At 60.0% G+C, this 13635-nt stretch carries 13 protein-coding genes; all 13 read right to left on the minus strand.

Going from position 1 to position 13635, the window contains the following annotated elements; all coding sequences use genetic code 11:
• Nucleotides 1–106: 106 nt before the first annotated feature.
• A complete protein-coding gene (locus ACMG4N_RS06730; protein ID WP_297770383.1) occupies nucleotides 107–772 on the minus strand; it encodes a class I SAM-dependent methyltransferase in 666 nt (221 codons plus the stop codon).
• An 8-nt stretch (nucleotides 773–780) separates the two neighbouring features.
• The gene (locus tag ACMG4N_RS06735) at nucleotides 781–1449 is read right to left on the minus strand and encodes a glutathione S-transferase family protein (RefSeq protein ID WP_297770385.1); all 669 of its coding nucleotides are present in this window, start codon (nucleotides 1447–1449) and stop codon (nucleotides 781–783) included.
• A 151-nt stretch (nucleotides 1450–1600) separates the two neighbouring features.
• Entirely contained in the window at nucleotides 1601–3109 is a 1509-nt protein-coding gene (gene dacB, locus ACMG4N_RS06740) for a D-alanyl-D-alanine carboxypeptidase/D-alanyl-D-alanine-endopeptidase (protein ID WP_297770387.1), read from the minus strand.
• Between the two features lie 149 nt (nucleotides 3110–3258).
• A complete protein-coding gene (lipA, locus tag ACMG4N_RS06745; RefSeq protein ID WP_297770390.1) occupies nucleotides 3259–4239 on the minus strand; it encodes a lipoyl synthase in 981 nt (326 codons plus the stop codon).
• A 16-nt stretch (nucleotides 4240–4255) separates the two neighbouring features.
• Nucleotides 4256–4945 carry a lipoyl(octanoyl) transferase LipB gene (gene lipB / locus ACMG4N_RS06750; RefSeq protein ID WP_297770393.1) on the minus strand — a complete coding sequence of 230 codons (690 nt, stop codon included), beginning with the start codon at nucleotides 4943–4945 and terminating at the stop codon, nucleotides 4256–4258.
• A gap of 480 nt (nucleotides 4946–5425) precedes the next feature.
• Nucleotides 5426–5728 (minus strand): hypothetical protein, encoded by a 303-nt coding sequence (locus ACMG4N_RS06755; protein ID WP_297770397.1) that lies wholly within the window; start codon nucleotides 5726–5728, stop codon nucleotides 5426–5428.
• Between the two features lie 232 nt (nucleotides 5729–5960).
• Nucleotides 5961–6230 carry a YbeD family protein gene (locus tag ACMG4N_RS06760; RefSeq protein ID WP_297770400.1) on the minus strand — a complete coding sequence of 90 codons (270 nt, stop codon included), beginning with the start codon at nucleotides 6228–6230 and terminating at the stop codon, nucleotides 5961–5963.
• Between the two features lie 3 nt (nucleotides 6231–6233).
• Nucleotides 6234–7106 carry a D-amino acid aminotransferase gene (locus ACMG4N_RS06765; protein ID WP_297770403.1) on the minus strand — a complete coding sequence of 291 codons (873 nt, stop codon included), beginning with the start codon at nucleotides 7104–7106 and terminating at the stop codon, nucleotides 6234–6236.
• Between the two features lie 70 nt (nucleotides 7107–7176).
• Nucleotides 7177–8337 carry a D-alanyl-D-alanine carboxypeptidase family protein gene (locus ACMG4N_RS06770; protein WP_297770406.1) on the minus strand — a complete coding sequence of 387 codons (1161 nt, stop codon included), beginning with the start codon at nucleotides 8335–8337 and terminating at the stop codon, nucleotides 7177–7179.
• 184 nt (nucleotides 8338–8521) lie between these two features.
• The gene (locus tag ACMG4N_RS06775) at nucleotides 8522–9394 is read right to left on the minus strand and encodes a septal ring lytic transglycosylase RlpA family protein (protein ID WP_297770408.1); all 873 of its coding nucleotides are present in this window, start codon (nucleotides 9392–9394) and stop codon (nucleotides 8522–8524) included.
• Complete coding sequence (gene mltB / locus ACMG4N_RS06780) at nucleotides 9391–10437, minus strand: lytic murein transglycosylase B (protein ID WP_297770411.1); 1047 nt, start codon at nucleotides 10435–10437, stop codon at nucleotides 9391–9393. The genes ACMG4N_RS06775 and mltB overlap by 4 nt, the downstream gene beginning before the upstream one ends.
• Before the next feature lie 142 nt (nucleotides 10438–10579).
• The gene (gene rodA, locus ACMG4N_RS06785) at nucleotides 10580–11725 is read right to left on the minus strand and encodes a rod shape-determining protein RodA (protein WP_297770413.1); all 1146 of its coding nucleotides are present in this window, start codon (nucleotides 11723–11725) and stop codon (nucleotides 10580–10582) included.
• Nucleotides 11722–13608, minus strand: coding sequence for a penicillin-binding protein 2 (mrdA, locus tag ACMG4N_RS06790; RefSeq protein WP_414433127.1), 1887 nt, complete (start codon nucleotides 13606–13608; stop codon nucleotides 11722–11724). The genes rodA and mrdA overlap by 4 nt, the downstream gene beginning before the upstream one ends.
• Nucleotides 13609–13635: the final 27 nt, after the last annotated feature.

Here is a 13635-nt window from a genome sequence, read left to right on the forward strand (position 1 = left end):
TAAAGAAGAATCATGCCTCATCCACCCTGTTTTTGTTGTGCCAACAGGCTAGGGCTGGATCCTGGTTTCAACCAGCAACACTTTGTTATCAGTTGTTGGTTTACTGTTATTGATGGTCGGCGACAGCGTGAAAGATCACCGATACCGGCAGCTTTTGTTGCGGGTCCAGGGGTTCTTCCAGGTTGACCCGGTAGCCCGCGCGCTGAAACAGGGCGAGCCAGTTTTCCAGAGTCCGAAAATACCAGGGTGGAGCTGCACCGAAATCGCTGCCGGACCCGGGCCAGCGGGTTTCCCGCCAGCCACTCCGGTAGTCCCCATCACAGGCCATCAACGGGTGCAGGGTTTGTACCAGTAGCACCCCGCTGGGGGTCAATCGTGTCTTCAGGGTGGCAAGCAACTGCTCCACGGATCGTTCGCCGAACAGGGAGAAGTTGCAGACAACCACACCGAAGGATTCGGTGAGGCCGGTGTCCAGTTCGCTGAATGACAGACAGCGGTAATCCCCGTCCGGGTGTTGCTGGCGGGCGCTGTCCACCAGTGAGGGGACGGCATCAATGCCGGTGGTGTGAATGCCCCGGGCGGCCAGGCGGCGGCAAAGCCAGCCTTCGCCGCACCCCACATCCAGAACCCGGTCTGTCTGCCGGGCGATGATGGCCCGTTCAATGGCCGGATCGCTGGTGCGGCGGCTGGCAATGCCCTGTTGCTGTATCAGACGAATCCAGGGCAGGGCATTGTCATGCCAGCTGGCAAGGATGCGTTGTTCCGGTGTCATGGTGCCTGTTAGCGCATTGGGGTCAGTGGGCCTGCCCGTTCCACGGCGCGCTGGTAGGCGGGGCGAGCCTCCATCTGTTGCAGAAAACGCTGTATGGCGGGTAATTGGCTCAGGTCTGCACGGGCGGAGGCCGCCTGCAGCGGGAAGCTCATGATGATATCCGCTGCGCTGGGGGTGTCGCCGGTAAACCAGCTCTGGGTGCCCAGGTGTGCCTCGATAATGGCCAGCTGGGTTTCCAGTTGCGGGTCGATAAAGGTGCCGATGACCTTGCCGCTGATGCCCTTGGCAACCGGGCGGGCGATAAAGGGCATGGGCGATTTGGGAATGCGGCTGAATATCAGCTTCATCACCAGCAGGGGCATCAGCGAGCCTTCTGCATAGTGTAGCCAGTATCGCTCCTGCACCCAGCGTGGATCGTCGGCGCTGATTTTCCAGCTGTCGTTGCCGTATCGCTGTATCAGATATTCGATGATGGCGCCGGACTCAGGCACGGTGATGTCACCGTCGGTGATCACCGGGGATTTGCCCAGGGGATGCACTTGTTTGAGTTCCGGCGGTGCCAGCATGGTTTTGCTGTCGCGGGCGTAGTGGCGAATTTCGTAGTCCAGCCCCAATTCTTCCAGTAGCCAGACGATGCGCAGGGAGCGGGAATTTTCCAGGTGGTGAAGGGTGATCATGGGCTGCCTCGCTAATACGATGTTGCCGGGCAGCATAGCAGACTTGGAAAGAAAGGAGCGTTTGGTGCCGTAGCCCGAGCGTCTGGCTGAAAACGTGCGCAGGGTGCGGTTTCGTGTTCATTGCACCCTGGACAGATTATAGGGGGATATTTTAATGCCCGGCTGTATCGATACTGGGTGGGCGTGCTGCCAGATGCACCTGTTCGATCACCGAGTCGAGAATGGTTTCCGTACGCCAGGCCTGACTGTGGTTGACCATGGCTACCACAGCCCAGGTGGTGTTGTTTTCGTCACGGGTGAAGCCGGCAATGGAGCGAACATCCCTGAGCGATCCGGTTTTTATATGGCCCATGCCGGCCATGCCCGCCTTGCCAAGCCGGCGGCGCATGGTGCCATCCATAGCCACCAGCGGCAGGGATGCAATCAGCTCGGCGGCAAAGCGGCTTTCCCAGGCTTGCTGCAACAGGCTGGCCATCTGACGTGCGGAAATGCGTTCTATCCGGGAAAGGCCGGAACCGTTTTCGAAAACGATACCCTGGCTGTTGATCCCCTTGGTTTCCAGCCACTCCCGGATGGTTCTTTCCGCTGCGGCCAGATCATCCCGGTCGCCGGGTTGGCGGTGTTTGGCGCCCAGGCTGAGGAACAACTGACGCACCATCACGTTATTGCTCCACTTGTTGATGTCGCGAACCATGGTCACCAGGTCCCGTGAGGACGTGGTGGCCAGCAGTTCTGTGCTGGTGTCGCGGGGGCGCAGGCCCTGGCGGATCTGACCGGTGAGAGTGCCACCCAGCTGCTGCCACAGGCTGGTGAGCAGGGCGCCGGTGTAGTCGCCCTGATCCATGACAGACAGGTAGCTGCTGGTGGAGCAGCCCTTGGGCAGAACGCCGGTGAGCGTGATGCGGGTATGGCCGCTATCGGTAATCGTCGGTTGGTAGTCAAACTGGTAGCGGCGCGGGCAGTGACCATAGTCCTTGAAGACCATACGGTTATCGATGTCCACACCGTTGAGGGAGGGTTCGGTCCAGGTATGAATGCCACGCTCATCGGCCCGGGATCGGATACGCAGTACGTTCAGGTTAGTGAGCAGGGCATGGGGCTCCACCAGAAATGGCGCGTTGGGGTTGTCGCCGTCGTCGTCGAAATCGGGGATGCCGTTAGGTAAATTGAAGGCGCTGGCATCCAGCACCAAGTCCCCCTGGATGTGGGCAATGCCCATGGCGCGCAACTCGCGCATCAGCAGCCAGAGTCGCTCTTCAGTCAGTTTCGGGTCGCCACTGCCAACAAAGTAAAGATTGCCGTGCAAGGTGCTGCCACTGATCTTGCCATCAGTGTACAGGCGGGTATGCCACTGGTAGGTGGGGCCGAGCAGTTCCAGCGCCGCATAGGTGGTCACTACCTTCATGATCGAGCCGGGATTGAAAGGCATATCCGCATTCAGGAAGCGGGCTTCCCCAGGGCCGTTCAGGGGGATGGCGGTGACTGCCAGATGCTCGTCGGCCAGTTTCAGGTTTCTGGCGGCCTCCAGTACCGGCGCCAGCAAGGGCGTGGGCGCACCGGCATGGAGCGGCGTGACGGCCACGGCACCCAGCAGGATGAGGCATGACAGAGCGGGGAAGAACTGGAGAAAGCGCGCCCTGGAGGCAACTGGGTGAGACATTAGCGGACCTGGCCACGCAGTGGCAGAAAGTAGAACAATACGAAAAATAATTGCGTCTAGACTAAACCAAAGCCGTGGCCGGGTCAGTGGGGAGAGCAGCGATGAAATGTAAATTTCATCGCCTGTTGCGTACTCGTGATGGTGAGGGATCAGCCGGGCTTATGCATGCCGACATCAATACCCTTGTGTTGCAGGTCCGCATGGTAGGAGCTGCGCACCATGGGGCCGGAGGCTACGGAGCGAAAACCCAGCTCGTTGGCGACACGGGCATAGTCGCGGAATTCGTCCGGGTGGACGAAACGGTCCACCGGAGCATGGTGTTTGCTGGGCTGCAGGTACTGGCCGATGGTCAGCATGTCCACATCGTGGGCGCGCAGGTCCTTGATGGTGTTGATGACCTGCTCGTAGGTCTCGCCCAGGCCCACCATGATGCCGCTTTTGGTACTCACGTCCGGGCGCCGTGCCTTGTAGCGCTGCAGCAGGTCCAGCGAATGCTGGTAGCGGGCGCCGGGGCGGATGTGTTTGTACAACTCCGGAACGGTCTCGATGTTGTGGTTGAACACGTCCGGGGCAGTCTCCACCAGAATATCCACGGCAGTATCCAGGCAGGGACGGAAATCCGGGGTGAGGATTTCGATCTTGGTCTGCGGGGTGCGGGCGCGAACCTGGCGAATGCATTCGGCAAAGTGCTCGGCGCCACCGTCGGCCAGGTCGTCCCGGTCCACGGAGGTAATCACCACATACTTGAGGCCAAGGTTGTCCACGGATTCTGCCAGATGCAGCGGCTCTTCCGGGTCCAGCGTGTTGGGGCGGCCGAAGCCCACATCACAGAAAGCGCAACGACGGGTACAGATGTCACCCATGATCATGAAGGTGGCGGTGCCGCCACCGAAACACTCTGGCAGGTTGGGACAGGCGGCTTCCTCGCAGACCGTATGCAGCTTCTGTTCGCGCAGCATCGACTTGATGCGCTGGATTTCGCCGTTGGCGGGAACGCGTACGCGAATCCAGTCCGGTTTACGCTGGTAGCCGGTCTCATCATTGACCATGGGAATGGTGCGTACCTTGTCCGCGCCACGCAGCTTGTCGCCGATCTGAACCTTGCGCTTGGCCTGTGCCTGCTCGCTCATGGGGTGTCCGTTACTGTCAGGGTGCCGGGCTGTGTTGGGCCGGCGGAAATTCGGAAATGTCATTGTACCAGTCGGGCGCGGGCGCTGTCCGTGGCATCAGGCCCAGACGTTTGGCTAATAACGTCACCAGTTGCTGCTCCATGGTGTGGCGATCCAGCACCACGCCCTGCTCGCTGAGGGTGGTCATGGGTTGGCCCACATGGCCGCAGGGGTTGATGCGCTGCCAGGGTGACAGATCCATGTCCCGGTTGATGGCCAGGCCATGGTAGCTGGCTCCCCGGCGGATGCGCAGCCCCAGAGAGGCGATCTTGGCACCGTTGACGTAGACACCGGGAGCATCGTCCCGGTTCGCGGCGTTGATGCCGTGGCTGGCAAGAAAATCGATGATGCCCTGTTCGATGGCGCTGACCAGCCCCCGACTACCGAGCCCCAGGCGTTTGATGTCCAGCATCAGGTAGACCACCGTCTGCCCGGGGCCGTGGTAGGTCACCTGTCCGCCCCGGTCGCTGTTGACCACCGGGATATCCCCGGCATTGAGCACATGTTCCGGCTTGCCGGCCTGACCCAGGGTGAACACGGGGGGATGTTCGAGCACCCAGAGCTCGTCGGCAGTGTCGACGGTACGGCCATCGGTCAGCGTGCGCATGGCCTGCCAGCAGGGTGTGTAATCCACCCGGGGGAAATAGCGAATCAAGGCGTCGTTCATGGGGGAAGTATAAAGGCAGCTACAAGCTACAAGCTACGCTTGTTGGATAGGGAAAGGCCTGAACCTCGGCATTTCTGCGAAGCCGCTGTAGGAACGGAGCGTAGCGGAGTAACGCACGTAGTTCCGTGCGGCCCGAAGGGTGAGCGCAGCGAATAACACCTCTTGAGGTGCGAACCGCGCTTGCGCGGAAATCGACCGGAGGGCGATCAGGAATTTCAGAGCTCGGCAGGTTTCAGAAAAGAATGGAGTAACCCGTGTCTCTCTTGCCTCGCTGCGCTCGGTTCGTCCCTCAAGAGGAACTCCTACAGATGGCTTTCATGCTGGCAGTGCGGTGTCCTGTGGGAATTCATGAGGCACAGGAGCTTCTTCGCGTTGCAGCTTGACGCTTGTCGCTTGAAGCTAACATAAAAAAAGCCCGGCAAAGCCGGGCTTAAGGCAGACCCCTTACGGGGTAACAACGATCGAACCAGAATAACTAGCCTATATCAGGCGATTCCCTGTCCTCTGGTTTACCAGATGCAGATTCAGTTCCTGAACACTGATGCCGAACTCGATACCGTCCTGGTCCTGCTCGCGGAGTTTGATGGTTTCAAAGGCGTCGAAATGAACGGGGGTGCCATGCACGCTTTGCTGGATGTGCGGGCTGCGCGGCATGGTCGGAATAATGTCCGCAGAATTGGGCATGGTGGAGGTATGGACAACCTGGGAGGTGTGGCTCGGTAGATCAGCTGCGACCAGAATAAGCAAGCAACTGCACAAGCACAGCAAGGTCAGCATTTTCATTTTTGTGATCCCGTTACGTTCTTCTTATAAGAATCACGATACGGGCACGCAGGTGCCAAACCAATGGTGGCTTGGTGAGGCTTGCGTGTCGGGCTGTGACCGAGGGTTAATTTGTGTAATGAGGACGATGGCCAGTCACAGGTAAAAAGGAGCGAGAAGCGAGTAGCGGGTGACAGGTAACGCCGTCATGGCTTGCACCCGCTCTTTCAGGAATGGCTATCGTTTGCCGGAATCAGAGGCTCATCTTCACATGGGGGCACTCATTGAGCGCTTTATAAATCGCTTCCACCTGTTCGCGGTTGCGCATGGTCACCTGGGCGGTGATCGAGACAAAGTTGCCTTTACTGCTGGGTTTGCTCGCCAGATGTTTGTCGGCGTCAAAATCCTCCAGATGCATTTCGAGAATCTCGATCACTGCGGTTTCCAGCGGTGAGTCCGTCAGGCCCATGACCTTGAGCTGCATGTCGTGGGGAAATTCCCAGAGGTGTTCCTGAATCGCCATTGGTTACTCCTGCTCCAGGCCGCACAGGCGGCGTTTGAAATCCACATAGTGGCGGGCCACTGTTTTCCACATGGCGCCAGGCTTGCCATCGCCAACCGCCGCCTCGTTCAGTTGTGTGATCGGTACGACTTCCCGGGTGGAGCTGGTAATCCAGATCTCATCCGCCTGACGCAGTTCTGCCTCGGTGATTTCCCTTTCCGCGAAGGGCAGGGCATGTTGTCCGCACAATTCTACTATCAGGTCGCGGGTGATGCCGCCCAGAATGGCATGATTTTTTGGTGGGGTAACGATCACACCGTCGTGCACGATGAAGACATTGCTGGCGGAGCCTTCGGTGACGAAACCATCGTGCAGCAGAATGGCTTCCATGGCGCCGGCCGACACGGCCTGTTGACGCAGCAGGCTGTTGGGCAACAGCGAGATGGATTTGATGTCACAGCGGGCCCAACGGGTGTCATCCCGGGTGATTGCCTTGCCCCCGCTGGCGGTGTCCGGGCTGTCGGCGGCGGGCACGGCAATGGGACTGGTCATCATGAAAACGGTGGGGGCAACAGGCGGCTCGGGAAAGGCATGATCGCGTTTTGTGGCGGCGCCCCGAGTGATCTGTAGATACACAGACAGGTTGCCGCCGCCATTGCGTGCAATCAGTTCCTCGCACAGAACCTGCCACTGCTGGCGGTCATGGGGATTACTGATTTCCACTTCCCGCAAGGAGCGTTCCAGGCGTTCCAGGTGTTCGTCAAAACGGAACAGTACGCTGTTGTAGGCCGGAACCACTTCGTAAATGCCGTCCGCAAACAAAAAGCCCCGATCCATTGGGGAGATCCGTGCCTCTTCCAGCGCCATGAAAGCGCCATTGAGATAGACCTGGGACATGTCGTTTCCTTTGACGAGTCTGACACCCGGCGCCGCCAGCGGGGTGTCAGGCGTCGAGCGTCAGGCGTGCTTAAAACAACCCCTTGAAGAACAGCAGAACATGATGCCAGAGCTTGGTAAAGATGCCGGCTTCTTCGATGTTCTCCAGGGCCACCAGCGGCTTCTCCATCAGTACATCATTGTTCTGGCGTACCGTCACGGTGCCGTACTGCTGACCTTGCGCGATGGGGGCTTTCAGTTGCGGGTTCACGGTGATTTCCGCTTTCAGACTTTCATGGCTGTCACGGGGAATGGTCAGAACCAGGTCTTCGGCCAGGCCCAGGCGCAGCTGTTTGCTCTCGCCCATCCAGACATCCACGGTGTCGAGGATGTCTCCGGCACTGTAGGCCTTGTAGGTCTCAAAGAAGCGGAAACCGTAGGTGAGCAGTTTCTGGGATTCCCGTGCGCGGGCGGATTCGGAGTCGGTGCCCATGACCACGGTAATCAGACGCATGCCGTCTTTCTTGGCGGAAGACACCAGGCAATAACCGGCTTCCTCGGTATGGCCGGTTTTCAGGCCGTCCACACTGGGGTCACGCCATAGCAGCAGGTTACGGTTCTGCTGGGTGATCCCGTTGTAGGTATATTCCTTTTCCGCGTAGATGTCGTAGTGTTCGGGAAAGTCGCGAGTAATGGCGCGAGCCAGAAGGGCCATGTCGCGGGCGGTGGTGTAATGGTTCTCGGCGGGCCAGCCGGTGGAATTGACGAAGTGGCTGTCATTCATACCCAGGCGACGGGCGTGCTGGTTCATCAGATCGGCGAAGGCATCCTCTGAGCCGGCGATGAACTCCGCCATGGCCACGCTGGCATCGTTGCCGGACTGGATAATGATGCCGCGCAGCAGCTCGCCTACGGACACCCGGGTGCCTTCGCGGACAAACATCCGGGAGCCGCCCATTTTCCAGGCCTGCACGCTGATGGGCGCCATATCCTGTTCGGAAATGTTGCCTTTCTGCAGTTCTGCTTCGGCAATATAGGCGGTCATCATCTTGGTCAGACTGGCCGGGGGCAGGCGCTGGTCGGCATTGTGCTCGACGATGATGTTGCCACTGGCGGCATCCATCAGCAGATAGCCACGGGCATCAATCTGCGGTGCGCGAGGCACGGTGTTTGCCTGAGCCTGCACGGAAATCAGGGTGCCGATGAGGGCAAATACGATAAAGAAGGTGGAGCGAAACGACTGGGGGCGCATGGATTTCCTGCCTGTTGTGTCCTTGTCGGCCTGAAAATTCAGGGATTTGTGAGTCGGGGGGAAGCCCTGAGCGTCTTAGACAGAGATAAGGGCAAAAAGTCCCCTGACATCACGGGATGGCTGCATTCTAGAGGAGCGCAACCGAGCTGTTAACCGGAGGAACGGCTTAGTTTGCGTAAACCGATCAGGGCGTGACCGGCACGGGCCGCTCAAAACCGGCGTCGGCCATGCTCTGGCGCACCTGTTGGCGCTGCTGATCGTCTGCATAGGGGCCGATCCAGACCCGGTGTAGCTCGTTGATTGAGCGAATTTCACTGCCTAGCCCCAACTGTTCAAGCAGGGTCTGCTGCATCCGCTCGGCGGCAGCACGGTCCTGAAAGGCCCCCGCTTGCAGAAATAGCCGGGTAGTACTGGCGGCGTTCGGAGGCGGGCTGTCCACGGCGGCGCGGACCGCGGTGGGAACCTTGCTGGAGGGTGTGTTGGGGGCCGGTGTGGCACTGATGGTCTCCACCCTGACTCGGCCGGTGCCGGCGTCTTCTATGCCCAGCCGCACGGCCGCCGCCCAGGACAGATCGATGATGCGATCTTCATGGAAGGGGCCTCGATCGTTGATCCGGACCACCAGGCTTTTGCCGTTATCCAGGTTTGTGACGCGGGCATAGGTGGGTAGCGGCAGGCTGCGATGGGCGGCGGTGAACCGGTACATGTCGAAAGATTCCCCGCTGGAGGTGCGGTGTCCATGGAATTTTTGTCCATACCAGGAGGCCAGACCTTCCGCGTGGTACCCCTCGGCGCTGGGCAGTACCCGATAGGTCTTGCCCCAGACACTGTAGGTGTCCGGGTTGCCGTAACGGCTGCGTGGCTCGTCCCTGGGTACCGGTTCCGGCAGTTGCGAGATGTCGCGCCGTTCTTCGGGCGGGGTGTCCTGGGCCATGCTGTAACGGTCCGAGCCCGGCGCACCGTTATTAACCGGGCCTCCGGACGAGGATGGCCCGGGGCTGGTGGCGCAGGCGCCCAGCAGGGCGCAGGTGGCTACGGCACAAGCCAGTCGCATCATTGTGGGCTCTCCAGGGCTGCCGCGATGTCTCGGGACAGTTGTAGCACGGCCATGGCATACAGGCGACTGTGGTTATAGCGGGTAATCACATAGAAATTATCAGTGGCCAGCCAGAACTCGGTGCCCTGCAGGCCCTCCAGGTCCAACAGGGCGACGCGGGTGTCTCCTGGCAGATCAAAACAGTATTCGCTGATCACGCCACTGCCCTGACAGCTGATTGCCGTCACACCCGCCTGGCCAGCGCGGTCCAGATTGAAGGAGGGCTTGTAGCCTTTTTTCGCCAGTGGCTGATAACCGTTCCCTTCCACCCGGGCGCGGGCGGCCACGGGGTGACCCGGCTGCCAGCGATGCTCATGGAAATAGTTGGCCACCGAGCCGATAGCATCCACCGGGTTGTTGACCAGATCGGTGATCCCGTCATTGTCGAAATCTACCGCATAGGCCTGGTAGCTGGTGGGAATGAACTGTCCGTAACCCATGGCGCCAGCATAGGAGCCGGTAATGGTGTCGGCGTCGATATGGGCCTGCTGTTCCAGTTCGAACAGGGCTTTCAGCTGCTTGCGGAAGAAGCTGGCCCGGGGCGGATAGTCAAACCCCAGGGTGGCCAGGGCGTCGACAACACGATAGGTGCCCATGTGCTGACCGTAGCGGGTTTCCACCCCGATGATGGCGAGAATAATTTCCCGGGGGACGCCGTAGGTTTGTTCTGCACGGGCCAGGGTGTCTGCGTGCTGGCGGGAAAATTCCACCGCCTTTTGCACGCGGCTCTCTTGCAGAAAGATTTTCTGATAGGTGGCCCAGGTATGGGTTCTTTCTGCCGGGCGAGCGATGGATTCCAGGATCTTGGGCTGGCACTGGGCGCTGCCCAGCACCTGGCGGATGCGCGCTTCATCGCCACCCTCGGAAACCAGCTCGCGGATCATGGTCTTGGCCAGATCTCGCTGCAGGTAATCATTGTTTTCCGGGCAGGTGTGCTCTGCCAGGGCTGGCAGGGACGTGAATGACAGTGCTGCGGCCAGAATGGCCTGGTAGGAACGACGCAAAGGGTGATCTCCTGTTTTCATTATTCCCATAGACCGTGTCAGAGCGGTTTGGTGCCCGGCTGAATGCAAAAGGCGAGAAACGCGTTGCCAGTTGAAAGCAGCGAAGAGCAAAACCATCTTTTTTAGGGTTTGCTCCTCGCGGCTAGTAACTCATCAGCCGCCGATGGGTGTGGATCGACATCAGCATGCCGAAGCTGGCCAGCAGGGTAACGATGGAGGTGCCGCCATAGCTGATCAGGGGTAACGGTACCCCCACCACGGGCAAGAGTCCGGACACCATGCCTATATTCACAAAAATATAAATAAAAAATGTCATCGTCAGGCTGGAGGCAAGCAGGCGTGAAAAGGTCTCCTGTGCCTGCCAACTGATAAAGAAGCCTCGCCCGACAATCACCAGGTAGATCATCAGCAGAACGCTGACACCCACCAGGCCGAATTCTTCGCTCAGTACTGCCAGGATAAAGTCGGTGGAGGACTCCGGCAGGAAGTCCAGACGCGATTGGGTACCGTCCAGCCAGCCCTTGCCATCCACGCCACCAGAGCCAATAGCGGTTTTTGACTGGATGATGTTCCAGCCGGTTCCGCGCGGGTCTGCTTCCGGGTTGAGGAAGGTATCGACCCGGTTGCGCTGGTAGTCGTGCATGACAAAGAAATACATCAGCGGTGCGGCGGTTACTACCAGAAGTACCGCCACGGCAATCAGTCGCCAGGACAACCCGGCCATGAACAGCACCACCAGTCCGCTGGCGGCAATCAAAATGGCGGTGCCGAGATCCGGTTGCATGCCGATCAGTGCTGCCGGTACACCGAGTAGCGCCAGGGCAACCAGCACGTCCAGCAGTTTGGGGGGCAGGGTGCGCTCACTGAAATACCAGGCCACCATAGCGGGTACGGCCAGCTTCATGGCTTCTGCTGGCTGGAAACGGCCGATGCCGGGAATACTGAGCCAGCGCTGGGCGCCTTTGGCCTCGGTGCCGGCAATCAACACCAGCACCAGCAGGCCCAGCCCTCCGCAATAAAGGAAAGGAGCCCAGAAGCGGTAACTGCGCGGCGGAATCTGGGCCAGCAGGAACAGAGCGGTCAGCCCTGCGCTGAAACGAACGCACTGGCGAATGACCATTTCCAGGCTTTCGCCGCCGGCGCTGTACAGCACCGCCAGCCCACCCAGCATCAGCACGAACAGGCCGGCCAGCAGAGGCGCATCCAGGTGCAGGCGCATGGCCAGCCCCGGGGAGAGGGTGGCGCCGGTCTGGCCTGGCATCTGACGGAGGTATTCGCGCTGACTCATGGACTGACCTCGGCGGGAGGTGCGGGGTGTTCTTCAAACACCGGCGGGACCTCCAGCTCTCCGTTTTCATTCAGCAGCCAGGCATCCATGACCTGGCGGGCCACGGGACCGGCGGTGGAGCCGCCGTGGCGGCCGTTTTCCACCAATACGCCCACAGCGATGGCGGGCTGTTCAGCAGGGCCGAAGGAGACCATCAGGGCATGGTCGAGCATTCGCTCGGCCAGTTCGTCCTCGTTGTAGGTTTCGTCCTGCCCTACGGAGAAGACCTGGGCGGTGCCGGATTTGGCGGCAATGGCATATTGGGCGTCTACGGCCATTACCCTGGCGGTCCCTCTGGGGCCTGTGACGGCGACCATGGCGTCGGTCATTTTTTCCCAGTTGCTTTCATCATTCAGTGTGATGCCGGTGCGTTCCACCGATTGTTTTTCACCGGCAATAGACGGCACCACCTTCTTGCCATGGCTGGCGGTAATGGCGGTGGCGGTGGCCAGCTGCAACGGTGTGGTGAGCACGAAACCCTGGCCGATGCTGGCGTTAATGGTATCGCCATGAAACCAGGGCCGGTTGCGATAGGCGCGCTTCCATTGCTTCGAGGGCATGATACCGCTGGATTCGTTATACAGGTCGATGCCGGTCGGTGCCCCCAGGGAAAACTGACTCATGTACTCATGCATGCGGGCAATGCCCAGCTTGAAACCCATATCGTAGAAGTAGGTGTCGCAGGATTGAACCACCGCTTTGTGCAGATCGACGCGGCCATGGCCCCAGCGTTTCCAGTCCCGGTAGCGGTGCGGATCGTTTTCCAACTGGTAATAGCCGGGGTCCGAGATGGTGCGTTGCCAGTTGGTGACGCCGGCATCCAGGCCGGCAATGCCCAGCATCGGCTTGATAGTGGAGCCGGGTGGGTAACGGCCCTGCAGGGCGCGGTTAAACAGCGGGTTGTCAGGGTCGCTCTGGTAGGCGGAGTAATCCTTGTAGGAAATGCCGGTGACGAACAGATTGGGATCGAAACCGGGACGGCTGACAAAGGCCAGTACGCTGCCATCGCGTGGGTCGATAGCCACCACGGCGCCACGCCGATCGCCCAGCGCATCGTAGGCCGCCTTTTGTACGCGCATGGACAGGCGCAGGCGCAGGTCTTCGCCCGGCACCGGGGGTTGTTCTTCGAGGACACGCAAGATGCGCCCCCGGGCATTGGTCTCCACTTGGCGATAGCCCACCTGGCCGTGGAGCTGGTCCTCGTAGAAACGCTCGATACCGGAGCGACCGTAGAAGTGGGTGCCGGCGTAGTCGCGCTGTTCGTCCAGGGTCATGGCCTCCAGATCCTGGGCGTTGATCCGGTTTACATAGCCCAATACGTGGGAGAACAAAATGCCATGGGGGTAATGACGGATCGGATCGGCGGAAATGCGGATGCCGGGAAGGCGATGCTGGTTGACGACCAGTCGGGCGATTTCCTCTTCGCTGAGACGGCCGCGCAGTGGCACCGGTTCCCAGGGACGGCGCGCTGTCAGGCGGCGTTTCTGGAAGCGTTCCAGATCGCCCTCGTCCAGCTCGATCAATTTGCCCAGCTCGCCGATAAGCTGGTCCAGCTCACCGGCCTGCTCAATGATCAACTCCAGGGAAAAGTCGGGCCGGTTTTCGGCCAGAATAACGCCGTCCCGGTCGGTGATCAGCCCCCGCGGTGGTGATACCGCCAGGGTCTGTACCCGGTTGTTATCACTGAGGGTGGTATAGCGGCTGTGCTGGATCACCTGCAGCCAGATCATCCGGCTGATCAGAATCAGGGTCAGCAGCAACACCAGAAAGACAGCCACGACCAGGCGCACGCTGAAGATACGCTGTTCGTGGTGGTGGTCTTTCAGTGTTAACGGTCGGCGCATGGTGGCGTCTGTGTCAGGGGGCGAAGG

The sequence above is a fragment of the Alcanivorax sp. IL2 genome (assembly GCF_047495475.1).
Taxonomy (GTDB): Bacteria; Pseudomonadota; Gammaproteobacteria; order Pseudomonadales; family Alcanivoracaceae; genus Alcanivorax.

Coding starts and splice junctions, on each gene's coding strand:
- ACMG4N_RS06760 (WP_297770400.1), bottom strand. CDS start 6,230: ATGGCGATTCAGGAACACCTCTGGGAATTTCCCCACGACATGCAGCTC.
- mrdA (WP_414433127.1), bottom strand. CDS start 13,608: ATGCGCCGACCGTTAACACTGAAAGACCACCACCACGAACAGCGTATC.
- rodA (WP_297770413.1), bottom strand. CDS start 11,725: ATGAGTCAGCGCGAATACCTCCGTCAGATGCCAGGCCAGACCGGCGCC.
- ACMG4N_RS06775 (WP_297770408.1), bottom strand. CDS start 9,394: ATGATGCGACTGGCTTGTGCCGTAGCCACCTGCGCCCTGCTGGGCGCC.
- lipA (WP_297770390.1), bottom strand. CDS start 4,239: ATGAGCGAGCAGGCACAGGCCAAGCGCAAGGTTCAGATCGGCGACAAG.
- lipB (WP_297770393.1), bottom strand. CDS start 4,945: ATGAACGACGCCTTGATTCGCTATTTCCCCCGGGTGGATTACACACCC.
- ACMG4N_RS06770 (WP_297770406.1), bottom strand. CDS start 8,337: ATGCGCCCCCAGTCGTTTCGCTCCACCTTCTTTATCGTATTTGCCCTC.
- ACMG4N_RS06730 (WP_297770383.1), bottom strand. CDS start 772: ATGACACCGGAACAACGCATCCTTGCCAGCTGGCATGACAATGCCCTG.
- dacB (WP_297770387.1), bottom strand. CDS start 3,109: ATGTCTCACCCAGTTGCCTCCAGGGCGCGCTTTCTCCAGTTCTTCCCC.
- ACMG4N_RS06765 (WP_297770403.1), bottom strand. CDS start 7,106: ATGTCCCAGGTCTATCTCAATGGCGCTTTCATGGCGCTGGAAGAGGCA.
- ACMG4N_RS06735 (WP_297770385.1), bottom strand. CDS start 1,449: ATGATCACCCTTCACCACCTGGAAAATTCCCGCTCCCTGCGCATCGTC.
- ACMG4N_RS06755 (WP_297770397.1), bottom strand. CDS start 5,728: ATGAAAATGCTGACCTTGCTGTGCTTGTGCAGTTGCTTGCTTATTCTG.